The sequence below is a fragment of the Vibrio tetraodonis genome, assembly GCF_003350295.1.
Lineage (GTDB): Bacteria > Pseudomonadota > Gammaproteobacteria > Enterobacterales > Vibrionaceae > Vibrio > Vibrio tetraodonis.
The window spans coordinates 1-26,236 of the sequence record NZ_QLYY01000027.1; the positions used below are offsets into that span (position 1 = coordinate 1).

The window sequence follows — 26,236 nt, forward strand, 5'->3', positions numbered from 1 at the left end:
TTATTTCTCTGCAATCCCATCCAAATGACGAGCCATACGGCTTGTTGGGCTGGTAGCCGACGCCTTCTGATACTCGCTTTAGATGTTTCATAGAGAGCTTGCTCTATCCATTCAAGTTGAATGGCATTAATTACAGACTCATAATTTTTGCCATCTTCAATAGTATCATGAGCTAGAACTAACTCTTCAGCCAACATAGAAAAATCCCCACTAACAAAGTTAGTGGGGATTATCATACGATCCCAGGATCGTTCAAGTCTCTAAACCGATCGGCATTAAGACAAGTGTCTGGGCTTTTCGTTCTTAATCCACTATGAACTGGCGCCGAGAACGCTAAAGTTGGGGTTAACAGCAGTGATTTTTTTCACCAGATAGTTCAATAGCACACCATACATAGGAACAAACAGGCCTAAGCTAATGATGAGTTTAAAGCCATAATCAACCAAGGCTATTTCAATCCAATGCTCTGCCATAAAAGGGTCGCTACTTTGGTAAAAGGCAATCGAGAAAAAAGCGATAGTATCAAGAGCGTTGCCGATCAAGGTTGAACAAGTCGGTGCTATCCACCACTGCTTCATTTGCCGCAAGCGATTAAATACATGCACATCCAATATCTGACCGAGCAGATAAGCCATAAAACTTGCAATCGCGATACGTGCAACAAATAGGTTAAATTCACTCAGATGAGAGAAGCCTTGAAATTGGCCTTCAAAAAAGAGCACTGACAACCCATAAGACACCGCGAGCGCTGGCAACATTACCCAAAAGATGATTTTTCGTGCTAACTGAGCACCAAAAATACGTACTGTCAGGTCAGTCGCCAAAAAGATAAATGGAAAAGTGAAGGCGCCCCAAGTGGTATGAAAGCCAAAAACTGTAAATGGCAATTGGACCAAATAGTTACTAGAAGCAATAACGACGAGATGAAACAGAGTTAAAACAAAAAGCGCTTTACGCTGCTGAGCGAGAGAAAAACTACTCATAAGATACCTTTTTAATTTGGTTTGGGGGTGAGGGAACCCAAATCGAGTTCAATATGTTATTGAGCTCTTACCAACACTGTTAATAATCAAAGCTGATAATTATCTAGACGAATATCTCAAGCAAAAAATTTCGCCACAGCTAGAATAAACATCTATCGATATTCAACTTGATAATTATCGCGGTCGGTGATTATACATTAACCACCTTTTGCTGCAATAGCGACTATGGACGCGCAAGATGCCTAGCTAAAAGCCACAGCGAAATAAGTTAGCCAGGTAATCAAGTTCTTCCTTGCTGTCTTTTATCATTAGTGACTCAATCCATACACTTTCACTATAATACTCAGATTTGAGTAATAGCTGACAACCTTCAAAGTCAATTAACCATGAGTGAATGTCCGCATCCCATTGCTTTTCTATTACGGTTGCGGAAAGTAGTGCCACCATTTGCTCTGCCATTTCGGGAAAGCTATCAAAATCAAAGCTGGGCGTTTTTAGTTCCAAACGCCCCTCTTGCGGCTGATATGCCCGCAAACCGAATCTGTGTGTCGAGTCAACCATGGTAAGAAACATGCTCCTGAATCAAATCTAAAAATGGATCGGCGTACTTCTCCAACTTACGCTGTCCTACTCCACTAACAGCCAGCATTTCACCATAAGAAGTGGGTAATATTTCCGCCATATCAATTAATGTTGCATCACTAAAAACGACGTATGGTGGTAGCCCATCTTCATCAGCAATCGATTTACGCAATTTGCGCAGCTTGGCAAATAACTTCTTATCGTAATTCTTACTGGTTAGCTTATCTGATTTAGCCGTTCTCGCGGCAGTATCCAGTCTAGGAACCGCCAGCTCTAAGCTCATATCACCCCGTAAGAGTGGGCGAGCTTCTTCAGTTAACTGAAGTGTTGAATTACGGGTAATATTTTGCGTCAGCATCCCTTTGTGTATCAACTGACGAAAGATACTGACCCAGTAATCATGGCTGTTTTCACTGCCAAGACCATAAGTTGAGAGCTTATCATGACCATGCTCTCTGATGCGGCTAGTTTGCATGCCGCGTAGCACTTCAACCACATAACCAATACCAAAGTTCTGGTTGACTCGGTAAACGCAAGATATTGCCTTACGTGCTTGGTCCGTCGCATCAAAATGTTTGGGGGGGTCAAGGCAAATATCACAATTGCCGCAAGGCTTATCACTGTATTGACCGAAATAATTGAGTAGGACTTGGCGCCGACAAATTTGCGCTTCAGCGAAAGCACTCATGGCATTTAACTTATGACTTTCTACCTGCTTTTGCGGTCCTTCATCTTTTTCATCCAACATGCGTCTTAACCAACCCATGTCCGCTGGGTCATACAGCATCATTGCTTCAGCTGGCAGACCATCTCGACCAGCTCGCCCCGTCTCCTGATAGTAGGACTCTATGTTGCGTGGAATGTCGAAGTGAACAACAAAACGAACGTTAGGCTTATTAATACCCATACCAAAAGCGACAGTGGCAACCACTATCTGTATATCATCTCGCTGAAAAGCCTCTTGAACATAAGCTCGTTCATCGGTATCTAACCCTGCATGATAACTCGCAGCGCGGATATGGTTGTTGCACAATTTCTCTGTCACCATTTCGACTTTCTTGCGGCTGCCACAATAAATAATGCCGCACTGGTTTTTTTGTCCGGTAACGAATCTTATGATTTGAGAAATTGGTTTATGTTTCTCTAGCAAGGTATAGCGAATGTTGGGCCTATCGAAGCTGCCTAAATAAACATGCGGCTCTCGAAACTGCAATCTATGGGTAATATCATTTCGAGTCGCCTCATCCGCGGTGGCGGTCAGCGCCATAATAGGCACATGAGGAAATTGCTGTTTTAGTTGACCCAAGGAAGCATATTCTGGTCTAAAGTCATGCCCCCACTGAGATATACAATGGGCTTCATCAACAGCAATCATTGACAACGAAAGAGTTTCAAGCCGCTCAACAAAGTCTCGCATCAGCACCCGCTCTGGAGAAACATAAACAAGTTTCAATTGCCCCATTTGCATACGACTGTATACGCTACTGAGTTCCTCGCGCGTCATTGTTGAGTTTATACACTCAGCCGAAACACCATTGGCTTTTAACTGATCAACTTGGTCTTTCATTAGTGAAATCAAAGGAGAAATCACTATAGTTAACCCTTTACAGACTAAAGCTGGGATCTGGTAGCAGAGTGACTTCCCACCACCAGTTGGCATAATGACGATACAATCCTGACCACTCACTACAGCATGGATCACTTCTTTTTGACCATCGCGAAATGTTTTATAGCCAAACACTTCTTCTAGGACAGCTTCAGGTGTGATTGAGGGTTCGGCTTGTTGAGCAAACAATATCTCAGTCATGAGTGCCTCAGTTAGACAGGGTAGAAGAAAGTGAAGCGCACATTGTAGTGGGGTTCGGATATGAATAAAACCGCAAATTACCGTCTATTAAGACGAAAAGATGCCAAGCACTAGATGATATATTTACCAATTTGTATACTAGACAAACAATAGAATAAGAAGAAATACATTAATGACCACAGAACAAGAATCAAGACAGGGTATCCTACTCGCCATCGCAGCTTACACAATGTGGGGCATTGCACCGATTTACTTCAAAGCTATAAGCCAGGTCCCAGCTCTTGAAATCCTCAGTCATCGCGTCATTTGGTCATTTATTCTACTTGCTGTTTTGTTACACATAGGCCGACGCTGGCGCGGCGCAAGAGATATCTGCCGCTCAAAAGGCAAGATGTCGCTATTAATTTCTACCGCTCTGTTAGTTGGAGTCAATTGGCTGATTTACATTTGGGCAGTGAACTCAAACCATATGCTAGATGCCAGTCTTGGCTACTATATCAACCCTTTACTCAATGTCATGCTCGGATTGATATTCTTGGGCGAGCGCTTGAGAAAAATGCAGTGGTTTGCCGTTGCTCTGGCGACTTGCGGTGTAGCCATACAAGTGATCATATTTGGCTCAATCCCTACCGTTGCCATCGCGCTAGCATTAACCTTTGGATTTTATGGATTGCTGCGTAAAAAAGTCAAAGTCGATGCACAGACTGGTTTGTTTATCGAGACCTTGGTGATGCTGCCAGCAGCAGCCATTTATCTGCTTTGGATTGCCGACTCTGCCACTTCGGATCCTAGCCTTAACACTGTGACCTTAAATATGTTATTGATCTGTGCAGGCATAGTGACCACTCTCCCGCTACTTTGCTTTACTGGCGCAGCTACTCGCCTAAAGCTCTCTACTTTGGGATTTTTTCAGTATATAGGTCCAAGCTTAATGTTTTTGCTAGCAGTCTTGGTCTACGGTGAGTCTTTTACAATAGATAAGGCCATCACCTTTGCATTTATCTGGAGTGCTTTGGTCATTTTTAGTTATGACGGGCTTAAAGCGAAAAAACACTCAGGAAAACCAAGCTCTTAGTGTGGTATGTACTCCATTCATAATAGAAATCATGGAGTACAAGCATCTCTCAACCTTGCGGGTATATGCTTACAAATCTCTGATAACTGATCTTTATTTACAAGACAAATGATTAAACTGTGTATATGATTGGTCAAAATTCACACAAAGCATTACTATGGATAAGATCAATTATCTCACCACACAAAATAAAGCAATCGGTCTGATCCATGCGAACTACCAAAAGTTCGCTTTTCGAAGACACTATCATCTCGACTTTCATATTGGCTTGGTGACAAGCGGTCAACAAAAATTCTTTTACCAAGGTGTAAATCATACCATTGGGCAAGGGCAAGTCGTCATCATGCCTCCCGATGAACTGCATGATGGAAGCTCAATCCATAGTAATGGGTATCAAGTAAGAGTTTTCTCCATCGATCCCAAATGGTTTAGTGAGCTCGCCGATCTAAAGAGTGAGAAGGATCAGGTTCAGTTCAGCCAATTGATTATTGCAAACCCCACTCTCTTCCAACATATGGTCAGAGTCCATCAAGCCTTGGGAACAAACAACCTTAGTCAGTTAGCAAAAGATTGCCTGCCTTATGAGGGCTTTGAGCTTTTGTTTCGTCACTACGGCGCCATACAGCAAAAAAATACCCTACCACTGGGAAATCAATCAATCTCAACACTAAAAGACTATTTAATGGAAAATTTAGCCCAGCCAGTAAAGCTTGAAGAATTGTCACAACTGTGTGAACTCAGCCCGACACAATTTCAACGTCACTTTAAAGCTAAAGTCGGTTTAACACCTTATGCTTGGCTCAGCCGTTTAAGGCTAGAATATGGTTTTAAACTGCTTAAAAACGGAGTAAGTGGCACTGCGGTCGCCCATCAAATTGGTTTTTATGACCAAGCTCATTTTAGCAAAGCCTTTAAAGCGTCTTATGGTATTTCACCCTCTAAGATTTAGTGTTAATAATTTACAATCTTCACTGTGTTGATTAAGACAAAATACGCTCATGATTAACTAATGAGCATCACAATGAACGAAGTCACCATTCTTACTACGCTTGCCAGCGTACATTTTATTGCCCTCATGAGCCCAGGGCCAGATTTTGCTTTAGTGGTCCAAAATGCCGCACGTTATGGCCGTCAAACCGGACTCTATATTGCCTTAGGTCTCTCATTTGGCATCCTACTGCACTCTATCTTGAGCCTAACTGGAATTAGCTACTTGGTTCACCAACAACCAGAACTCTTTGCTGGATTGCAGTTCGTCGGGGGTAGCTACCTAGCTTATTTGGGTTATTGTGCTCTCAAAGGGTGTTGGCAAGCAAAAAATAATCTCGAGTCACAATCTAAGCAGGAAAGCAGCACATTGCTGAGCAATAAGCGTCAAGCTTTCTCTCGAGGATTATCAACTAATATCCTTAACCCTAAAGCTCTCGTTTTCTTCATAAGTCTTATGTCAAGTCTAGTGCCAGCAGATATGTCGCTCACAGGTAAAGGACTTGCATTGGGTATATTGTGGGGTCTCTCATTTGTATGGTTCTCCCTACTCGCTTGGGCACTTTCTACCAAACATATGCAAGGAAAAATCAAAGCGATGGCATTTTATATTGATGGCTTGTGTGGGCTTATATTCACCATCATAGGCACCAGTATTCTTTGGCAGTCCATATCTGAGTTACTGTTAAAAGTGTAAAAAAATTGATTCGGTGTTACATTTTTATAACAAACCTTTAGACTCCCAGCGCTTCCACTGCCACTCTGTCACCGCATAATTAACAAGGAGTACAAAATGCAGTGGAAACGACCATTTTTAACAACCTGTCTATTATTGACCTCGGTTTCAGCTTTCGCCGATCAGGCAGCCGATTCTGTTGCCCCTGAACAAAGCAGCGGCCTAGAAACAAAACAATTAGTCAAAGCGAAAGACTGGATGGTTACAGCCGCAAATCCACTTGCGACTCAAGCTGGCGCTAATATCCTCAAACAAGGTGGCAACGCCATCGATGCCATGATAACCACTCAGCTTATGTTGGGACTTGTCGAACCACAATCTTCCGGTATTGGCGGTGGTGCTTTTCTTGTCTACTGGGATGCTAAACAAAAAAAACTGACGACCTACGACGGACGAGAAACCGCTCCTCTAGCCGCGACACCACAGTTATTTCAGGACGAACACGGTCAGCCGATGCAATTTTATGATGCCGTGGTCGGCGGCCGCTCTGTTGGCACACCTGGAGTAGTAAAATTGATGTGGGAAACCCACCAAAAATATGGAAAGCTGAAATGGGAGCAACTATTTGAACCGGTAATTCAGGTAGCCAAACAAGGCTTTGCTATCAGCCCTAGGCTTGCCACCCTAATCAGTAAAGATGCCAAGCGTTTGTCTCGTTTTCCTGCCACAAAAGCCTATTTCTTTAACCCTGATGGCTCAGCAAAAAAACAAGGCTCCATTTTAAAAAACCCAGCTTATGCAAACACCTTATCTAGCATTGCCAACCACGGAGCCGATGCTTTCTATAAAGGTAAAATTGCTAGAGATATCGTTAACACAGTAAAATCAGCACAAGGTAATCCAGGTGTCCTCGCCCAGCAAGATTTCGACACCTATAAAGTCAAACAGCGAGAGCCTGTTTGCTCAGCTTACCAAAGCTATGATATTTGCGGTATAGGCCCACCCGCTTCTGGCGCACTTACTGTCAATCAAATATTAACCATGACACAAGAGTTTGATCTTCAAGCTTGGGGCCCCGAAAGTGCTACATCTTGGCAAGTCATTGCTGATGCTTCGCGTTTAGCCTTTGCAGATCGTGGCATGTACATGGCGGATGAAGACTTTGTTCCTATGCCGACTCAAGGCCTAGTTGATTCTGAATACTTAAAACAGCGCGCAAAACTGATTACTCCGGGAAAAGCATTAGAAAGTGTTTCGGCAGGTTCACCTCCATGGAGTTACGCACGTCAACAAAGTCCTGACGAATCTATTGAGCTTCCTTCAACCAGTCACTTCAATATTGTCGACAATGAAGGTAATGTCGTATCCATGACAGCATCGGTTGAAAATGCATTTGGCTCACGCCTCATGACCAACGGCTTTATTCTCAACAACGAGCTCACTGACTTCTCATTTCGTACCCACAATAATGGCAAACCAATTGCTAATCGCCTCGAGCCGGGTAAGCGCCCCCGTTCCTCTATGGCGCCAACCATCATATTAAAAGATGGCAAACCCTATATGGCGATCGGCTCGCCTGGGGGAAGTCGCATTATAGGCTATGTAGCACAAGCCATTATTGCTCATACTCAGTGGGGCATGGATATCCAGCAAGCTATCAATCAAGCTCATGTACTAAACCGTTTCGGCACACTTGATATCGAACAAGGTACCTCTGCAGAAGAGCTCAAGCCAGAACTCGAAAGGATGGGATTTGAGATCAAAGTGAGCGACTTGAACTCAGGTCTTCACGCAATACTTATTAATGGTCGCCAATTAGAAGGGGCAGCAGATCCAAGAAGAGAGGGTACGGCAATCGGTCATTAGTAATATTTACCCGCCATCTTGTGAGATATTTCTTACAAGATGGTGCGTAAATACCTCTTTTTTAATGAGTTTATTAAAATTAGAGCAATATAACTAGCTGTTAGAAAAGGTTTTGTTTTATTTTTGAACGCTTGATTTTAATAACGAATAAAGAGCCCAACCTTGAGGAATATTCTTGGCATCGTAATATAGCACTTGTCGGAAGGATACTGACACGGAACAGGAAAGGCCAAGGAATTGGTGATCTTCAGGATGAAGATTCGGCTACTTAGTTTAGTAGTCGGCAAGGAAAGCAAACTGGACATTGAACGGACTCATAATAGTAACTAGGATGGGTTACTACTAGGGAAGGGAAATGGATACCGCTTAAGGATTAGGCGATGTGAGCTAACTAGGATAGTTAGCGGACCAGGATAAGGTCATGGACACCGCTAGGATGGCGATGAAAGGACTGAGCTGAAGGACATCAGCATACTATCAAGGAATGATGCATGGAGCACCTTTAGTAGCGGGAATGCTGCGAGTAAGACTATAACCCCGATGGGCGAAAGCCCTCGGGGTTTTTCTTTTCATCTAAAGCTGCTCAAGCTTTGCATAGGCAGTCACCAACCATTTAATCCCTTCACCATTAAAAGCAACTTGTACCCGACCTTGATGGCCACTGCCTTCAAAATTAATAATGGTCCCTTCACCAAACTTGGGATGTTTAACACGCGACCCCAGACTAAAACCGGTTTCATTAAAGTTATCTTTGACAACTTGAGTACTAAATCGACCCGCACTCGCAGGCCTGCTAACCTGAGCTTTCATTCGAACTTCATCTAAACAACTTTCGGGCAACTCTCGAATGAAGCGTGATGGTTTATGATATTTATCTTGGCCATACAAGCGGCGCATTTCAGCATAAGTGATGTAGAGCTTTTCCATCGCACGAGTCATGCCCACATAACACAAGCGTCGCTCCTCTTCCAAGCGACCCGCTTCTTCGGCTGACATCTGGCTTGGAAACATTCCCTCTTCCACTCCAACCATAAAGACCAATGGGAACTCCAATCCTTTGGCGCTGTGCAAAGTCATCAGCTGCACTGCATCTTCAAATTCATCAGCTTGCCCTTCACCCGCTTCCAACGCAGCATGGGTCAAAAATGCCGTGAGTAAAGTCATCTCTTCCGCTTCTTCCGGCTTTTCAAACTGACGCGTAGCCGTGACCAGCTCTTCTAAGTTCTCAATGCGAGCTTTCGACTTTTCACCTTTTTCCTGTTCGTACATCGCATACAAACCAGAATACTTGATCACATGGTCAGTCTGAGCATGCAGTGGCAACTCACTGGTATCATCTTCAAGCGCGTTAATCAGTTCAACAAAACGTCCAAGAGCAGAGGCAGCTCTACCTGCAAACACTTTCTCTTCTAACAAAGCCACGCTGGCATCCCACATGGTACATCCGCGATCCCTAGCGGCTAAACGCAGCGTCTCGAGCGTTTTGTCTCCCAGTCCTCGGGTTGGCGTATTGACCACTCTTTCAAATGCGGCATCATCATTACGGTTTGCTATCAAGCGCAAATAACTCAGGGCATCCTTGATTTCCTGACGCTCGAAAAATCGCATCCCACCATAAATGCGATAAGGCAAACCTGCTTGAATTAAGGCTTCTTCTAACACACGCGACTGAGCATTGTTACGATAAAGCATGGCCGCATCATTAAGTGAGCCACCTTTTTCCTGCCAATCTTTGATTTTATTAACCGCAAAACGCGCTTCATCTAATTCGTTATAAGCCGAATAAACTGAAATAGGATCGCCAGCTAAGCCCTCGGTCCACAATTCTTTGCCCATACGTTCGGTATTATTGGCAATCAACGCATTGGAAGCCTCAAGAATCGTCTTGGTCGAGCGATAGTTTTGTTCGAGGCGAATGGTATTAACACTTGGAAACTCTTGAGTAAATTTTTCAATATTCTCGATTTTTGCTCCGCGCCAACCGTAAATTGATTGATCATCATCCCCCACAATCATCACATTAGATTCTGGTCCTGCCATCATTCTTAGCCAAGCGTATTGGATATTATTGGTATCTTGGAACTCATCCACAAGGATATGCTTAAAACGGGCTTGGTAATGCTCACGAATATGTTTTTTATTTCGTAGCAGCTCGTGAGCTCGAAGTAGAATTTCGGCAAAATCCACCAAACCCGCGCGATCACACGCTTCTTGGTAGGTACTATAGAGTTGAAGATAAGTTTGAGTCACAGGATCGCGATACGCATCAATATGATTTGGACGTAACCCTTCATCTTTTTTCCCGTTAATCCACCAAGCAACTTGCCTTGCTGGCCACTGTTTCTCATCCAAGTTCTGTGCTTTAATCAATCGTCGCAGAAGTCTCTGTTGATCATCACTGTCCATGATCTGAAAATCTTCCAACAACCCAGCATCCAGATAATGAGCACGCAAAATACGATGACAAATACCGTGAAAAGTACCGTTCCACATACCTGATGTGGTTCCCATCATCAAGTCTTCGATACGACCTCGCATCTCAGCAGCTGCTTTATTGGTAAAGGTCACAGACATAATTGAAAAAGGCGAAGCCTGCTCAACGGACATCAGCCAAGCAATCCGATGTACGAGCACCCGTGTTTTACCACTTCCTGCCCCCGCTAAAACCAATAAGTTTTCAAGTGGAGCAGCAACAGCTTCACGCTGCTTATCGTTTAGACCATCGATGAGTAAAGAGGGATCCATTAGCATTCAGTCACTGGTTATCTATACATGAAAAGTGATTATAACCTAAACACCAGACCGAGTTTAGAACATTCGCTGCAAAAAAATTGCCTCGATACATACATCAAAACAATAAGTTAGGGAGATTAAATTCCTTCTGTATCTTTATTTAACGTGTTTTTGAAAGTTTTGCGATGTTTTTTCTATCCTTTTAGTTGAACAAGCATATGAAATACTGTGCTAAGCAGCCTTAGCCAAACCTCAAGGAACTATGCGCTAAGGTATTAAAGTCTTCACTGAGAATGGAAAACCAGAGGAAACGAGAATGAAAAAATCAAGTCTTGCTGTCACAGCTGCGGTCACCAGCCTTGTTGCGTTTGGTGCAAGTGTAATGACCACACCTGCTTTGGCTGCAGAGAAGGAAAAGTGCTACGGCGTTTCAAAAGCTGGAAAAAATGACTGTGCAACCAAATCCAGCTCTTGCGCTGGCACTTCAAAAGAAGATAACCAGAAAGATGCTTTTGTGGTTGTACCCAAAGGTCTATGTGAAAGGTTAGTCGGCGGCAGCACGCAGTCCTCATAGCAAGCAAAGGCGGCTTTATCACAGATAAGCCGCCTTAGTTTGACGCTCATAAAGGAATAATGAGTGAAGACAGATAAATATCATAAACAAGTGGGTGTCGGCCTACGTGCTCCTCACGTCGATTATTTTATTACCAACAAACCGCCCCTAAGCTGGTTAGAGATTCATAGTGAAAACTATTTTGAGCCTTATTCAACAGCTAGAAAAAAACTGCGACAACTTGTCGATAATTATCAGATTAGCTGTCATGGAATAGGTCTCTCCCTTGGCAGCATTGAACCGGTAAACACTCAACACCTCAAAAAGCTTAAAATGCTTGTCGATGAAGTCCAGCCATTTCTTATTTCGGATCACCTCAGCTGGAGCCATCACGGCGGACATTACTTTAATGACCTTCTTCCTTTGCCTTATACCGAAGAAGCTTTGGATGTTTTCTGCCGCAACGTAAACCATGTACAAGAATATTTAAAACGACCGATTCTTATTGAAAACCCATCAAGTTATCTAAAATTTGACCACTCAACCATTGAAGAATGGGAGTTTCTAAATCAAGTGCAAAAGCGTACTGACTGCAGACTATTGCTCGATCTCAACAATATTCATGTCTCCGCTTTTAACCATGGCTTCGATTGTCAAACGTACATTGAAGCAATTCCAGCAGATAAAGTTGATGAGATACATCTGGCAGGCTTTACCATTAAACACCTTGAGCAAGGGGAAATATGGATTGATACCCACAGTCAGCCAGTAAGTGATGATGTTTGGTCGCTGTATGAATATTGGCTATCCCGTCATGGCCCACGTCATACTCTGATTGAGTGGGATCTCGATATACCAGAGCCAGAAGTGCTGTTAGAAGAATGCCAAAAGGCAAGCCAAAGATTAATACCATTTAGCACACTCAAAGGAAGAAAAGCGTCATGAGCTTAACTCTTGCGGACCTGCAGCAGAACTTCGCCAGTGCGCTCCAATACCAAACATCTGGAGAAGAGTGCCATATCAAAAGCGATCATTTTACCGCAGAGGAACGCATCCAAATCTATCGTAATAACTTTATTATTAGTTTAACCGACGTTCTTCAGGCAACCTATCCCATGGTTCATATCTTGGTTGGAGAGGAGTGCTTTACCCAGCTGGCTCGCCAGCATATTCTCAACAGCCCGCTCAAGTCTGGTAATGTAAGCCACTACGGCGAACACTTTGCGAGCAGCATAGAAAACTTCCCCAAGGTAATGGAAGCTGCTCCTTATATTCAAGAGGTCGCTAAGTTTGAATGGCAGATTGATCTATCAGAACAAATCTTATCTAAAGTCGATCCAAGCAAGCACTTACTTTCTATCAATCAGTTGTCAACTGTACCACAAGAACATCATCAATATATCAAGCTCCACTTATCTCCCAATGCACTAACCTTTCAATCACGCTTTGCTGTCTTTTCTCTGCACTTATCCATTGAAGCTAATGACTTCTCACAGCTAGATATCAATCATGCAGAGCAAGGCGTCATGATGAGCCAATATGATGGCCCGTGCTCGACAGTGAAACTGAATAACACATCATTCGAACTGGTTGAGTATCTCAAAAACGGATATACCTTGGGGCAGATCCCTGAAACGCACCTTGCATGCCTCGAAACACTGCTCGAACATCAATTCATTTGCGGCTTTTCTCTCGCGCCACATCAATAAGGATATAACTATGCCCGAGTCGATAAATAACCTAATTAAGCGCTACGACGCCATAGTCGACAAAGCTCAATGCTTTTTTGTTCCACTGTTATTGCTCTTTTGCCGCTTATGGGTTGCGTGGGTATTTTTTAATTCTGGACTGGTGAAAATTTCCTCTTGGGACAGCACCTTGTATTTGTTCGAATACGAATATCAAGTGCCAATTCTACCTTGGGAGCTGGCCGCTTATATGGGAACCGCTGCAGAGCTTATTCTTCCGGTTTTTCTTGCATTAGGACTGCTCTCTCGACCAATGGGAGCGATATTGTTTGTGTTTAATATTATAGCTGTCGTCTCGTACCCCCTGCTATGGGAGAAAGGCTTCTACGACCATCAGTTGTGGGGGTTAATGATTTTAATCGTGATTGTGTGGGGACCAGGGCCAATTTCTGCCGACAAACTCATCAAAGGGAAATTGCAGAGCTAGTGGATGGAAACAGCCACGCCTTCCGACAGAAGGCGTGGCTTGTTATTATTTCGAATTAGGCTTCGATACCTGCGTGACGAAGCAAGGCATCAATTTGCGGCTCTCTTCCACGAAAACGCTTAAACAGCTCCATAGGCTCTTCGCTGCCACCCATCTCAAGGATATTATTTAAGAAACTCTTACCAGTTTCCGCATTGAATATTCCCTCTTCTTCAAAACGAGAGAAAGCATCGGAAGACAGCACCTCAGCCCACAGATAGCTGTAATACCCCGCACTATAACCACCAGCGAAAATATGGCTAAAGCTATGAGAAAATCGATTCCACTCCAAACTTGGCAAAACCGCTACCTTAGCTTTCACTTCGGCTAATGTTTCCAATACCTTGGGTCCAATATCAGGATCAAATTGTGTATGAAGGGTAAAGTCAAACAAACCAAACTCGAGCTGACGCAAAATAAACATGGCTGACTGAAAGTTTTTTGCAGCTAGCATCTTATCAAGCATCTCTTTTGGCAAAGGATCGCCTGTTTGATAATGACCAGAGATAAAGGCGAGTGCCTCTTGCTCCCAGCACCAATTTTCTAAAAACTGACTAGGCAGCTCTACCGCATCCCAAGGTACACCATTGATACCAGAAACCGCGCCAGTTTCTACTTGTGTTAACATGTGATGAATACCATGACCAAACTCATGGAATAAGGTCACCACTTCATTATGAGTAAATAGCGCAGGCTTATCTCCAACAGGGCGAGTGAAGTTACAGGTTAAGTAGGCCACTGGCGATTGTAGCTCTCCCTTAGCGTTGATGCGGCGAACGCGACATTCATCCATCCAAGCACCACCACGCTTATGCTCCCTTGCATACAAGTCGAGATAAAAGCTGCCGCGCAGCTTTTCATTGGCATCAAAGATATCGAAAAAACGCACCGACTCATGCCAAGTATCTACCCCTTGGCGCTCAACGACCTTCATACCAAAGACACGATTCAAAACCTCAAATAAACCACTCACCGCTCTTTGTTCAGGGAAATAAGGGCGTAGTTCTTCATCAGAAATCTGGAACAAGTGCTGCTTTTGCTTTTCGCTGTAATAAGTAATGTCCCACAGCTCAAGCTCTTCTACGCCATATTCACGCTTGGCGAATTGGCACAACTCTTCAACTTCTTTCTCACCTTGCGGTTTGGCTTTATTGGCCAGATCATTGAGAAAGCTCAGTACTTGGGCAGGATTTTCTGCCATTTTAGTCGCCAAAGACTTCTCACTAAAGGTATTAAAACCAAGCATACGGGCGATTTCATAGCGCAGCTTGAGCTGTTCATTGATAATCTCTGTATTGTCCCACTCTCCTGCATTTGGACCTCGGTCAGAAGCTCGGGTCGAGTATGCCTCATACAACTCTTTACGCAGTGCCTGATTATCGCAATAAGTCATCACTGGCAAATAGGAAGGAATATCTAATGTCAGCAGGTAACCATCCAGCTCTTTCGCCTGCGCCGCCGCTTTAGCCGCAGCCAACGCAGATTCAGGCATACCTGCTAGCTGTTGCTCATCTTCTATATGCTTTGTCCAGCCCATGGTGGCATCAAGCACATTGTTGGAAAACTTGGACCCCAGCTCAGACATACGCTTGCTGATCTCACCATAGCGATGCTGCTCATCTGCAGGTAGATCAATACCAGATAGTTCAAAATCACGTAATGAATCTGTCACGGTTTTTTTCTGCGCTTGTGTCAGCTGAGAAAACTCATCACTTTCCTTGAGAGCTTTGTATGCTTCAAATAAGCCTTTATGCTGGCCAACCCAAGTTCCATACTCAGACAAAAGAGGCAAACAACTTTCATAAGCTTCACGTAATTGCTCACTGTTTACCACAGAGTTCATATGACTGACCGGAGACCAGATGCGACTCAAACGGTCATCGACTTCTTCGATAGGGGCGACAATATTTTCCCAACTAGGCTCGCAATTATCGGCCAACACTTGCTCGATTTTAGCGCGGCAATCGGCTATCGCTTGTTCAACTGCAGGTTTAACGTGCTCCGGCTTAATTTGAGAAAAAGGAGGTAAATCAGTAAAACTAAGAAGAGGATTAGACATAAGTATTCCTTTTGTTTAGCAAAAAGCGCACGGACAGTGTTGTCTTGTTGAGCTCTGACTGGGTTTAAATTATTAAATATAGGTAGGTTCAGCAATTTTCAATAGTGACGTATACTAGCTGGATTAAAATTCCCCAACCGTGATCCACTAGAGAGTTCAATTTTGCTAAGTTATCGCCACAGTTTTCACGCTGGCAATCATGCCGATGTCCTAAAGCATATCGTTCAAAGCCTTATTCTCAATGCTCTGAAGCAAAAAGATAAACCCTTTGTTTACCACGATACTCACTCTGGCGTTGGGCGCTACGACTTAAACCATGAGTGGGCAGAAAAAACTGGTGAATATAAACAAGGTATCGCTCGACTCTGGCAGCAAGTCGATATCCCAGCAGAACTGCAAAGCTACCTAGATTCAATCAAGGTCCTAAATAATAGTCAGAATTTACGTTATTACCCAGGTTCACCACGAGTTGCGCGCGCGCACCTTAGAAAACAAGATCGCATGGTATTAACCGAATTGCATCCAAGCGACTATCCACTTCTCGAGCAAGAGTTTCACCGTGACCGTCAGGTAAGCATCTACAAGGAAGATGGTTTTAAACGGCTCAAGGCAAGCCTACCACCTCAAGAGCGCCGAGGCCTGGTGCTTATCGATCCACCGTACGAGCTGGCGAAAGAATATCGTGATGTCGTACAAGCGATTCATCAAAGCCACAAACGCTGGGCAACGGGTATTTATGCTATTTGGTATCCTGTCGTCAATCGGTGTGACATCGAAGATATGATTGAAGGCCTTGAAGGGCTTGAGATTCGCAAAATACTGCAAATAGAATTGGGCGTATCAGCCGACAGCAACGAACATGGCATGACAGCATCTGGGATGATAGTCATCAACCCACCATGGAAGCTTGAAAGCCAGATGCAAGCAATTCTCCCCTTCCTTAAAAACGCTATTGCACCGACAACGGGTCACTACACTGTGAAGTGGATTGTACCTGAGTAACATGAGTGAACTTCTCGCCTAAAGTGGACAAGTGAAGAAAATTTAAGCTGGATAGATTGAGTTAGGCCAATCTATCCTCCATATCATAGACAATAAAGAAACGCGGGTGCCAAAGTGACGATACACTTATCTGGCACATCGATTCGCAAAAATTGGAGAAATAAATGGCGACTCATTTTGATTATATCTGTATCGGCGGTGGTAGCGGTGGTATTGCATCAGCAAACCGAGCAGCAATGTATGGCGCAAAAGTAGCGCTAATTGAAGCGCAAGATCTCGGCGGTACATGTGTGAACGTTGGCTGTGTGCCAAAGAAAGTCATGTGGCATGGAGCTCAAGTCGCCGAAGCCATCAATCTCTACGCCGAGGATTATGGTTTTGATGTGGATCTAAAAGACTTCAATTGGAGTAAATTGGTCGAAAGCCGCCAAGCCTATATCGGGCGAATTCACGAGTCTTACGATCGCGTGCTAGGTAACAACAAGGTTAACGTTATTAAAGGTTTTGCCAAGTTTGTCGATGCAAAAACTGTAGAAGTCAATGGTGAACACTACACAGCGGATCACATCCTTATCGCTGTCGGCGGCCGCCCAACTATTCCTAACATCCCAGGAGCAGAGCACGGTATCGACTCTAACGGCTTCTTCGAATTAAGCGAGCAACCAAAGCGCGTTGCCGTTATTGGTGCTGGCTATATTGCCGTAGAGATTGCAGGTGTCTTGCATGCTCTTGGCACTGAAACTCACCTTTTCTGCCGTAAAGAGTCGCCGCTGCGAAGCTTTGATCCTATGATCGTAGAAACGCTAGTGGAGGTAATGCAAGCTGAAGGGCCGACTCTACATACTCACTCTGTACCTAAAGAAGTGGTTAAAGAAGCCGATGGCAGCCTAACCTTGCACCTAGAAAATGGCAATACGCACAATGTTGACACTCTGATTTGGGCGATAGGACGCCACCCAGCCACCGATGCAATTAACCTTGCAACTACCGGAGTTGAAACTAATCAATCAGGTTACATTAAGGTAGATGAATATCAGCAAACCAATGTTGCGGGCATCTACTGCGTCGGTGATATCATGGAAGGTGGTATAGAGCTGACTCCTGTTGCGGTCAAAGCAGGTAGACAGCTTTCTGAGCGACTATTTAATAATAAGCCTAATGCCAAAATGGATTATGACTTAGTCCCTACCGTGGTATTTAGTCACCCGCCGATTGGCACCATAGGCCTTACGACTCAAGAAGCGGAGCAAAAATACGGTAAAGACAACATTAAGGTATACACATCTGGCTTTACCGCCATGTACACAGCCGTCACCAAACATCGCCAACCATGTAAGATGAAGCTTATTTGCGCTGGCGAAGATGAAAAAGTGGTGGGTTTACATGGTATCGGCTTTACGGTTGATGAAATGATTCAAGGTTTTGGCGTGGCGATGAAAATGGGCGCGACCAAAGCAGACTTTGATTCGGTTGTCGCCATACACCCAACAGGCTCAGAAGAGTTTGTTACCATGACGGGTTAGTGTAGGAAAAGCATCTTACACACATAAATAAATCTGGAAAATTAACCGCCACTGCAATACTGTTTATGTATACAGTGGCATTTTCAGGACGATTTATGACATACCTTGTACACTCCAGCGACGTTTTCAAAGAGACAGACCTACATAAATTAGATAATGATACATTCCATTGCCAACCCTCCATTGGCAATATCGGTTCACTGCCTACACTCTTTTCACAAGATGGCGTATTCAACCACGAAGCAAATAGTTACCTCTTCTATCAAAAAGCGATCAAAGCTGCGAAAGATCTTTCCCCCTGTGCTCAGGCATTACAGGCTTACTATCAGTTCCTTGAAGATAAAGGACTAGCATGGGATACATTCCCTCCCGTCAAACGACTTAAACCCACTTACCTGTTTCGTTCCCACCTGTTAAAGCAAATCAAGAACGGGGAGCTAGCACACAGCACTGCTAGCGTGCGAATGAATCAGATTGTTAACTACTACAAGTGGTTAATGCATGATGGTTACTTGAGAATAAAGAATGAGAAAGAAGCACCATTTAAGATGGAGTTTGTCTCAGTTCAAAGCACTGGCATGCTGGCACACATATCGCCAACGTTTACCGTTGAAACGAGTGATCTGCGAATCAAGGTGCCCAAAGATGCAAGCAGTAAGAACATTCGGCCCTTATCTCCACTCGCTCAAGAGTCACTGAGTATTTTGACACAGTACCTTCCTAGCGCATCCGAAGAGTTACGCTTACAGGTGTTAATCTCTCTCGATACTGGAATGCGTATTCAAGAGGTGGCCACGCTCTCCTTGAGTGCCCTTGATACCGCAACGCCATTGGCTGAAAGTGAGCATCGTTACGAGATGGTTTTATCGCCTCAATCGACAGGCGTTCAAACCAAATACTTAAAGCAAAGGCGTGTTGAAATCTCATCAGAGCTATTAACCACACTGCTTGAATATCGCACTTCCGAGCGTAGGCTTAAACGTGGAAGTAAACTTGATCAAAAACTTGAAGCACTGCCTAAAATAGCTAACACGTTAAAGCAAGAGACGCTTGAACGATTGGAGCTATCTGAGCGCCATGAGCCTTTATTCGTCAGTGAGCAAGGCAATCCTGTTACCGCTAAATCCATTGAAGCTAGGTGGACAGAGCTTAGAGCCGAGATTAAAAAGACCCACCCTACATTCATACACCGCTTTCATGACTTGCGCTCGACTTATGGCACCTATCGACTCAATGACCTGCTGGAAGCGGGGCTATCTTCATCAGAATGCTTGGGGCTACTGATGGGATGGATGGGACACCGAAACGACTCAACCACTTGGAAATACTTGCGCTACTTGAAGCGCAAAGAGGCGTTCAAAGTTAAGTTCGGCATTTTAGACGGCATCATGCATGAAGCGTTAGGCGGTGAGAATGAGTAATATCACTTATTTGTACGGCTGGAAGCCAGAGCTTTGTATTCAATTAGATAATGAGGACAACTCTTTGGTCGACTTTAATCGCTTCATGGTTAAGGGGTTTCCTTCGACAACCGCATTACAGCAGGGAGGTCGCTTTGAAAGTGCAAACAGGGAAGGTTTTATCCTTCAAATGAAGTCTCGCTTTGATGATTTCATGAGCGAAGGTAAAAGCCATGGGTCACTGTACACCGCCTATATAGTATGCTCTCTATATCTTCGTTGGTGCGATGAACATAATGAAGAGGCGTTCACACAACACGCCACAGAAGCTTACTTTGGGTTTCTCTATAAAGAGGTATTGCTTGGAAACATAAAACGTTCTACCTACAAAAGTAAACGCTCTAATGTGCTGTGTTTATTTAGAGATTACTTAGATCTGCCAAGTGCGTACTTCGACAGCATCACTATCACGGATAACAGCGATGAGGAGCCGTATGAGGCTTATACCCGCAGTGACCTAAATCAATTACTGCCTTTTTTGCGCAGTCTCTTTAAACAAACTGCTAAGCAGTTTATTGAAAACCCTGAAAAGCACATAGATGCCTATAAAAGCGTCCCAACCATGACGTTTAACTGGAAGGGAGAGCAATACAAACTATATGGTGGCATCAGCAAAATGATGTCCGCTGGCGCGTACCTACTGGCTTACTACACCTACACCAATACCGGTGACTTATTCCAACTAAAGCAACCAGATAACGCCTCTATATCAGTCGGTGAAATTTGGTACACCATGCCCGCTTTTAAGCGCCGAGCATTCAAAACCATCCAAGTTGAAATGGGCGGTCATGAGCTGGATATTCCCAAGTACGCAATGAGTTTCTTTGATACGCTGCTTGAAGCATCACGTCTTATTTCCACTGCCCCCAACGCCACATTATTGCAAACAGTCGCCTCAAAACAAGCCACTCCGCTGAGGAGGGCAACCTTGCAGGTTTTCTTAAAGCTATGGGTTGAAAAGCACTTTACCTTTATCGACCAAACGGGTCGTCGTTTGCGCCCTGTTATCAGTCGCTTTCGAGAAACAGGCGCACAACTCACGACTTACCATCAAGGTGAGTTAGTGAACGACATCATGCTCAACAACACCGCTAACACGAGAAAGAAAAACTATAGCAAGGGCAACCGAACTGCCAATAATGGGATGATGCAAGATGCGATGTCCTTGCGAGAGCAAGAAATTAAGCACGGAGAAAGCACAAAAGAGGCCCAAGAAAGCTTAGGTATTGATGTATTGGTTATCGAGGCAGAAAACAAAATCAACCTCCCTAACTTGAGTCGTACTCCGAACGGAGGAAGCTGCTCTGAGCCTCTTGGTGAAAAGTCGGAAAAGTTCACAAGAAAAGCACTCAAGCATGGATTGATTAAAGACGGTGAGAGATTGGCGTGTGCCGACTTACTTGGTTGTTTCGGTTGTCCGGCCCAAGTCATTGTTCAATCACTCTCAGACATTTGGTGCCTATTAAGCTTCAAAAGCTGTATTGAAGAATCCCTATATCGCCACCTTGATGCTCATCACTACAGGCAGAACTTTGAAAACATCATTGTGTTTATTGATACCCAGATTCTGCCAAAAGTTAAGTCCTCTCTGCTCAGAGAAGCAGAAGAAAAATTGGACGATGATGGCTTACATCCGAACTGGGATGATGCCGAATCAGTGCTTAGCCTCATTCCATCACAGGAGACATCTAAATGAGCAACCATAAATTCAATACTGACCATTTATATCTAGCTGATTTTCCCGTTGAGCATAAAATCCAGCCTACCGATATTGTCACCCTGTACCATGAGAAGCGATTCGACGAATTGGATGCTGTGGTGGTTTGTCGTGATAAGGGCGGTAATGTCACTGCTACCTTCGGCCAAAACAATTGGGATTGCTTTGTTTTTTCACGTAAAAAAGAAAAGAACAAACTTCAATTTTCGCAATTAGCTGCCCATCCAGAATTGCAACGAGAGTTGAAGTTGTTCACTTACGGTTGGTTATTTAATCTCTCTCCACAAAAAAAAAGGGCAGCAAAGTTTTCAACCGTTTTCTCTCGACTTAGCAAAGCTTTGGGAGTTTACCGATTTCTTGCTCAAGAAAATGCACACACTCTCTCTGCGTTATCATCTACTAATATGCGTCAGAGATTCGATGAGCACCTTATCGAGAGTGAGTTTTCCTCAGCCACGATTGGGCAAATATTTACAGCCATCAACAAAGCCATTGAGTACAGCCCTTGGCATAAGATAGCTTTGGGATTTACTCCAATCACATCAAGAAAAGAAGCTAAGCGTTTAAGTGAGCTAGAAGGGCAACAAACATTAGTTATTCCTGAGCGCCTTTGTCACGCCATCTATGGCAAGGCAATGGCGCTTATTGAAGAGGCGCTTCCTCATGTCACGCTCATTGCCGAGATTGAATGTGACCTCCAAGATAACTACATACAGGGCAAGCGAATCGTAGAAGATAAAGTAAAGGCTGGCAGTGTCTTCACCTTCATAAATTCCGATGGGAGTATTGATAATCACAAATTTACCCTCGCTATTAAGACCCATCAACCCAGGCAACCAAGTGAGTTGATTACGCCACTGGCAAGAAAGCTACCCAACATCCCCTTGAAGAATGGACATGATTTTAAGCGTTACTTAGGCCAGCTAATCACGGCGAGTTACATTGTGTGCGGCGGCTTTAGTGGTATGCGTGATAGCGAACTTGATAAGCTCACTCCGAACAGTTATTACCTAGACTCACTGAGTGGCCGAGAGCTTCACCTGCTTCAATCTCATACGTTTAAATTGGGTGAAAAACGTGAAACGTGGGTAACGGCGGCCATATCAAAAACAGCGATTGATTTGATGTCCATCCTCACAAAAAGATGGCGAATCGAGGTGCAATACCCCGATGAGAAATACGCAAATTCGCTATGGGTCAATCAAACATTTCGCTCTCATGCGCCGAAGTTAATTACGAATTGGGTTTTGCGGCTAAAGCGATTCTGTAAGCAATTTGATTTTGTTGTGACGGATGACGATTACCAAGAGTGTGTGGCGTCGAACCCTCGCTCACAGGTAAGAATTGAAAAGCAGGTTGTGGTTGGTCAACCTTGGCCTATGAGCTCTCACCAATTTAGACGGAGCTTAGCGTTCTACTGCATCAAAAATCGATTAAGTTCACTGGTTGCACTCAAGCAGCAATTCAAACATCTGTATTCGGCGATGACAGAGTGGTACACAAATGGGGGGCAATTAGCCAGCCTTCGTGATTTAAAGGTCGATCCAAAAATCCAACTAGCACTCGAAGAGATTAACGCTGAATCCACTGCCAATAAAATCTTCAAACAATGGCATTCTGATGAAACACTATCGGGCGCACATGGCAAAGCTATCATGAAGATGCGAGGTGATATCCCAACAATCTACAGCTCTTGGGACACCATCTATAAAGCAGTAAAAGAAGGCAAGCTCACCCTTCATGGTACGCTGCATAGCTATTGTAAAAATGGGTATGATTGCGATATGGATGGTGTCGTCATGCCCCAATTCTGTGTTGATTGCGGCTCTGCTGGCAGCATCATTGACGAACAACAGGCAAAGTGGTGGCAAAAAAAACATCGCAGTTTATCCGCTTACATGGCTCTGGGCGAAGATATTTCGGTAACAGACAGGAGCCACTATATTACTCAAATTAGGGCGGCAGAGAACGTGATGCGAGATTTTGGTATGGAGTTCACCCCCTTTGAAGCAGAGCTAACCGTTAAGGAGGTTTAGGCATGGGAAAAAGCGAAAATACACTCATTGCACTAGAAGCAGCTTTAGACCGAATTGCCTTAGGGAAACCCAAGCGTATCCCAACGCACCGTAAGCTCAGCGTGCGAGCTGTTGAAGAAGAAGCGAACCTGGGTAATGGCAGTGGTTATTACTACCCTGAGTTTGTGGAAAAAGTTAAGAAAACCAAAGCTGAAATTGCTGCAGGCACCGGTGAAATAGTCCAGCCAGAGATACAGACAGTACGCACTAAGCTCAAAGAGCAGAAACGTATCAAGGAAAACTTTAAGGCTAAGTATGAGGCTGAGAGAGAGAAATTAGCACTGTTTGCAGCTTCACAGCACCATCTTAACGACAAGCTGGTTCAAGCGTTGGCTCATATAGAAGATTTGGAGTTTGAAAACTCCCAGTTACGTGAAGAGTTAGCTCAACTAAAGCGAAGCAAGGTCGTTTCGATTTAGTAACCTTTGAGGAATACTAAAGTTTACTCAATACCATCAAGCTTTTTCTTAATATGGTCGATAAGGTTTTTCTTATCGGCCTCATTCAATTTATCTATCAAGCAGACAAGCTCTGCGGAAACAACATCCTCACAAAAAAAATAGCTCAATGGCACTCCAAGCTCATCAGCAATTAACTTCAAGGTTTGAGCATCCGGTGTATGCTTGCCTTTCTCATACTGATTCATTCTTGGACTAGCAGAACTTTCATCCATACCTATACGCACTCCCAAAGCCTTTTGGGAGAGATTTGCTTTTTTGCGCGCTTCTTTGAGACGTGTTGGTAACGGATTATTGAACGACACTGATGCTTCATATCTCTAAACTCTATGTAACTAAGATTTTCTTAGTTTTACCGATTCCTGTATACTAAGCAATCCTTAGTATTTAAGTAGTGTAAGCAATACATGAAACGTTCTACGAAAATCAGTGTAGAGATGCACAAGTTATTGATTGAAAAAAGAATGGATGGTTTTTCTGTTGTGGAAGCAAGGAACGCTTCATTAAATGTTGAACAAGACACACAAAACCTTGATGAAGCTCGGAAGAAGATTTATCGCCAAATATGGCAGTATCAACAAAAGGGATGGTTGAGAAGTGAAGGGGAAGGAAGACACAAAAAGTACTTTCAGACCGAACAATTTAGAAACCTCCAAGTTACGCCTCGAAAAAAAGCTGCATATGCAAATTCTGCAAAGGAATCCACATCGGATTATTCTGTGTTACTTCACGAATGTAATGAATACAAAGGTGAATTAGAGATCGTGCTTGGTGAAATTGAAGAATACCAGTCATTGAAGAGTCGATTTCCTGAACTTGAGTGCAAACTAGCCCCGTTGTTGCAGCAAGCAAAAGAACGGTCAGCGCACCTACTTGGAAAGATGAATGGATTGACGAATGTTCTTAAAACCCTCTCTGGAGATTGTCAGCCGTGTTAAGACATTGGCAACTAAAGTGCTCAGAGAAAGCCCTGAGAAAATACAGAAAAAACCAAAAACACTTTTTCTGTCAAGCAACCCCAGGAGCTGGAAAAACTGTACTTGCCGCCACTATCTCATCGAAGTTGCTAAAAGAAGGTTTGGTCGATCTTGTGTTATGTTTTTCTCCATCACTAACGGTTTCTGATGGTATAAAAAGAACCTTTTCAAAGATTCTCAATTGCACCTTTAATGGTGGGCTAGGTTCTGTTGGACAATCACTCACATACCAATCAATTCAGTTTCTAAACGATGATTTTTGGAAAACACTTCGTAACCATCGGGTGTTCGTAGTCTTTGATGAGATACACCATTGTTCAGGCTCAGAGATTGAAAATGCGAACGTTTGGGGCCAGCAAGTTCTAACCAAAGTTCAAGAGTTGGCTACTTATACGCTGGCGATGTCCGGTACTCCTTGGCGTTCAGACTCTTTACCTATCGTGATAGCCGAATATCATACCCCCGATGGGCAGCTATTGGTTGACTACCAATACACGCTAAAGCAAGCAATAGCAGATAATGTTTGTAGAAGCCCGAGAATCGTATTGGTTGATAATGAACATTTATCAGTCACTAACGATGAGAAAGTTGAATCATTCTCCTCAATACTTGAGATGCTTAAGCAAACTAAAACCTCGTATCAAAGTATCATTCACAATCGAGAGGCAATGGAATACTTGATTGGTCTTGGTTGTAAAAAACTCGCGGAGATACGTTATCACTCCCCTAATGCCGGTGGGTTAATTGTTGCTTCATCTGTTTACCACGCTCAAACCATTAAAAAGATACTCTGTGAAAAGTACTCACAAACTGTCTCAATCGTGACTTACCGCCATGAAGAACCTTTGGATGAAATTGAACGTTACCGTCGAGGCAACACTCAATGGATTGTTAGTGTCGGAATGATCAGTGAAGGTACTGATATTCCTCGCCTTCAAGTTTGTTGCCACATGAGTTCAGTTAAAACAGAGTTGTACTTTAGACAGGTACTCGGACGGGTTCTTCGAGTTAATGATTCTATGAACCAGCAAGCGTGGTTATTCACTTTTGCAGAGCAAAGCTTAATAGAGTTTTCAGAACGTATTGAACAAGATATTCCTGAGTCATGTATGTTTGCCAAAATGGCAGATGAACTTGAATACGACTTAGGAAGTCTCTCGAATAATGATCAAAATGATTTATTAGATAGTGCATCAGCATCTGGAAGCAAGTTGAACTGGTCCTCAATAATTAATGGCAGTTCGAACTCAGTTGATGGTCCTAAAACACAAGATGAACTTCGATTAGGGGATTTTAAACAACGCGTAATTTCAGCCTTTTTGACCTAAATATAGGCATTGCCCTGCATTGAAGCCAAGGGAACGAGTCCTTCATTATTATGAATAGTGAAGATAATTACATGGAAGTGATAGGCGCTACCAACTGTTGGTGGACAACAAAGATCGAATCTATGACAATAAAGTTCGCAACTTTTGCATTAAAGATTAGA

The 26,236-nt window shown here is 43.6% G+C and carries 23 protein-coding genes; 16 read left to right on the forward strand and 7 right to left on the reverse strand.

Annotated elements, in window-relative coordinates; genetic code table 11:
- The 4 genes from DPF90_RS18700 to recQ form a co-directional block, all read right to left on the reverse strand.
- A partial coding sequence (locus tag DPF90_RS18700; protein WP_205395213.1) for a transposase domain-containing protein occupies positions 1 to 197 on the reverse strand: 197 nt, incomplete at its 3' end.
- A gap of 114 nt (positions 198 to 311) precedes the next feature.
- Positions 312 to 983 (reverse strand): 7-cyano-7-deazaguanine/7-aminomethyl-7-deazaguanine transporter, encoded by a 672-nt coding sequence (locus DPF90_RS18705; protein WP_114787828.1) that lies wholly within the window; start codon positions 981 to 983, stop codon positions 312 to 314.
- Positions 984 to 1,229: 246 nt separating this feature from the next.
- On the reverse strand, positions 1,230 to 1,544 hold the full coding sequence (locus DPF90_RS18710) for a DUF3630 family protein (protein ID WP_114787829.1): 315 nt from the start codon (positions 1,542 to 1,544) through the stop codon (positions 1,230 to 1,232).
- Positions 1,537 to 3,372 (reverse strand): ATP-dependent DNA helicase RecQ, encoded by a 1,836-nt coding sequence (recQ, locus tag DPF90_RS18715; protein ID WP_114787830.1) that lies wholly within the window; start codon positions 3,370 to 3,372, stop codon positions 1,537 to 1,539. The genes DPF90_RS18710 and recQ overlap by 8 nt, the downstream gene beginning before the upstream one ends.
- Before the next feature lie 172 nt (positions 3,373 to 3,544).
- Here recQ and rarD point away from each other — a divergent pair, with 172 nt between their 5' ends.
- From rarD to ggt, 4 genes are all read left to right on the forward strand, one after another.
- A complete protein-coding gene (gene rarD, locus DPF90_RS18720; protein ID WP_114787831.1) occupies positions 3,545 to 4,447 on the forward strand; it encodes an EamA family transporter RarD in 903 nt (300 codons plus the stop codon).
- 157 nt (positions 4,448 to 4,604) lie between these two features.
- The gene (locus tag DPF90_RS18725) at positions 4,605 to 5,396 is read left to right on the forward strand and encodes an AraC family transcriptional regulator (RefSeq protein WP_114787832.1); all 792 of its coding nucleotides are present in this window, start codon (positions 4,605 to 4,607) and stop codon (positions 5,394 to 5,396) included.
- 72 nt (positions 5,397 to 5,468) lie between these two features.
- Positions 5,469 to 6,131: a LysE family translocator gene (locus tag DPF90_RS18730; RefSeq protein WP_114787833.1), complete on the forward strand. Its 663-nt coding sequence runs from the start codon at positions 5,469 to 5,471 to the stop codon at positions 6,129 to 6,131.
- A 96-nt stretch (positions 6,132 to 6,227) separates the two neighbouring features.
- Positions 6,228 to 7,976, forward strand: a complete 1,749-nt coding sequence (gene ggt / locus DPF90_RS18735) for a gamma-glutamyltransferase (protein ID WP_114787834.1) — start codon at positions 6,228 to 6,230, stop codon at positions 7,974 to 7,976.
- A 573-nt stretch (positions 7,977 to 8,549) separates the two neighbouring features.
- Here the strand turns inward: ggt and uvrD are convergent.
- Positions 8,550 to 10,721: a DNA helicase II gene (gene uvrD, locus DPF90_RS18745; protein WP_114787835.1), complete on the reverse strand. Its 2,172-nt coding sequence runs from the start codon at positions 10,719 to 10,721 to the stop codon at positions 8,550 to 8,552.
- Positions 10,722 to 11,025: 304 nt separating this feature from the next.
- Between uvrD and DPF90_RS18750 the strand changes: the two genes are divergently transcribed.
- The 4 genes from DPF90_RS18750 to DPF90_RS18765 all read left to right on the forward strand — a co-directional run bounded on the left by DPF90_RS18750 (position 11,026) and on the right by DPF90_RS18765 (position 13,437).
- Positions 11,026 to 11,283 (forward strand): BufA1 family periplasmic bufferin-type metallophore, encoded by a 258-nt coding sequence (locus DPF90_RS18750; RefSeq protein WP_114787836.1) that lies wholly within the window; start codon positions 11,026 to 11,028, stop codon positions 11,281 to 11,283.
- A 63-nt stretch (positions 11,284 to 11,346) separates the two neighbouring features.
- Entirely contained in the window at positions 11,347 to 12,207 is an 861-nt protein-coding gene (gene bufB / locus DPF90_RS18755) for an MNIO family bufferin maturase (RefSeq protein ID WP_114787837.1), read from the forward strand.
- On the forward strand, positions 12,204 to 12,971 hold the full coding sequence (locus DPF90_RS18760) for an HvfC/BufC N-terminal domain-containing protein (RefSeq protein WP_114787838.1): 768 nt from the start codon (positions 12,204 to 12,206) through the stop codon (positions 12,969 to 12,971). Before bufB ends, DPF90_RS18760 begins: the two co-directional genes overlap by 4 nt.
- A 10-nt stretch (positions 12,972 to 12,981) precedes the next feature.
- The gene (locus DPF90_RS18765) at positions 12,982 to 13,437 is read left to right on the forward strand and encodes a DoxX family protein (RefSeq protein ID WP_114787839.1); all 456 of its coding nucleotides are present in this window, start codon (positions 12,982 to 12,984) and stop codon (positions 13,435 to 13,437) included.
- 55 nt (positions 13,438 to 13,492) lie between these two features.
- On the opposite strand, the gene prlC is transcribed toward DPF90_RS18765, so the two are convergent.
- Positions 13,493 to 15,535 (reverse strand): oligopeptidase A, encoded by a 2,043-nt coding sequence (gene prlC, locus DPF90_RS18770; protein ID WP_114787840.1) that lies wholly within the window; start codon positions 15,533 to 15,535, stop codon positions 13,493 to 13,495.
- Between the two features lie 162 nt (positions 15,536 to 15,697).
- Here prlC and DPF90_RS18775 point away from each other — a divergent pair, with 162 nt between their 5' ends.
- The 6 genes from DPF90_RS18775 (at position 15,698) to DPF90_RS18800 (ending at position 23,731) form a co-directional block, all read left to right on the forward strand.
- Positions 15,698 to 16,537, forward strand: coding sequence for a 23S rRNA (adenine(2030)-N(6))-methyltransferase RlmJ (locus DPF90_RS18775; RefSeq protein ID WP_114787841.1), 840 nt, complete (start codon positions 15,698 to 15,700; stop codon positions 16,535 to 16,537).
- Between the two features lie 164 nt (positions 16,538 to 16,701).
- Positions 16,702 to 18,060, forward strand: coding sequence for a glutathione-disulfide reductase (gene gorA, locus DPF90_RS18780; RefSeq protein WP_114787842.1), 1,359 nt, complete (start codon positions 16,702 to 16,704; stop codon positions 18,058 to 18,060).
- 95 nt (positions 18,061 to 18,155) lie between these two features.
- Positions 18,156 to 19,481 (forward strand): tyrosine-type recombinase/integrase, encoded by a 1,326-nt coding sequence (locus DPF90_RS18785; protein ID WP_114787843.1) that lies wholly within the window; start codon positions 18,156 to 18,158, stop codon positions 19,479 to 19,481.
- The gene (locus DPF90_RS18790) at positions 19,474 to 21,216 is read left to right on the forward strand and encodes a hypothetical protein (protein WP_114787844.1); all 1,743 of its coding nucleotides are present in this window, start codon (positions 19,474 to 19,476) and stop codon (positions 21,214 to 21,216) included. The genes DPF90_RS18785 and DPF90_RS18790 overlap by 8 nt, the downstream gene beginning before the upstream one ends.
- The gene (locus DPF90_RS18795) at positions 21,213 to 23,273 is read left to right on the forward strand and encodes a hypothetical protein (RefSeq protein ID WP_114787845.1); all 2,061 of its coding nucleotides are present in this window, start codon (positions 21,213 to 21,215) and stop codon (positions 23,271 to 23,273) included. Before DPF90_RS18790 ends, DPF90_RS18795 begins: the two co-directional genes overlap by 4 nt.
- 2 nt (positions 23,274 to 23,275) lie before the next feature.
- Entirely contained in the window at positions 23,276 to 23,731 is a 456-nt protein-coding gene (locus DPF90_RS18800) for a hypothetical protein (RefSeq protein WP_114787846.1), read from the forward strand.
- A 23-nt stretch (positions 23,732 to 23,754) separates the two neighbouring features.
- Here the strand turns inward: DPF90_RS18800 and DPF90_RS18805 are convergent, their stop codons facing one another.
- A complete protein-coding gene (locus DPF90_RS18805; protein WP_114787847.1) occupies positions 23,755 to 24,075 on the reverse strand; it encodes a helix-turn-helix domain-containing protein in 321 nt (106 codons plus the stop codon).
- A gap of 102 nt (positions 24,076 to 24,177) precedes the next feature.
- Between DPF90_RS18805 and DPF90_RS18810 the strand changes: the two genes are divergently transcribed.
- Both DPF90_RS18810 and DPF90_RS18815 read left to right on the forward strand, forming a co-directional pair.
- Positions 24,178 to 24,708 carry a hypothetical protein gene (locus tag DPF90_RS18810; RefSeq protein ID WP_114787848.1) on the forward strand — a complete coding sequence of 177 codons (531 nt, stop codon included), beginning with the start codon at positions 24,178 to 24,180 and terminating at the stop codon, positions 24,706 to 24,708.
- Positions 24,702 to 26,075, forward strand: coding sequence for a DEAD/DEAH box helicase (locus tag DPF90_RS18815; protein WP_114787849.1), 1,374 nt, complete (start codon positions 24,702 to 24,704; stop codon positions 26,073 to 26,075). The genes DPF90_RS18810 and DPF90_RS18815 overlap by 7 nt, the downstream gene beginning before the upstream one ends.
- The last annotated feature ends 161 nt before the right edge of the window (positions 26,076 to 26,236 follow it).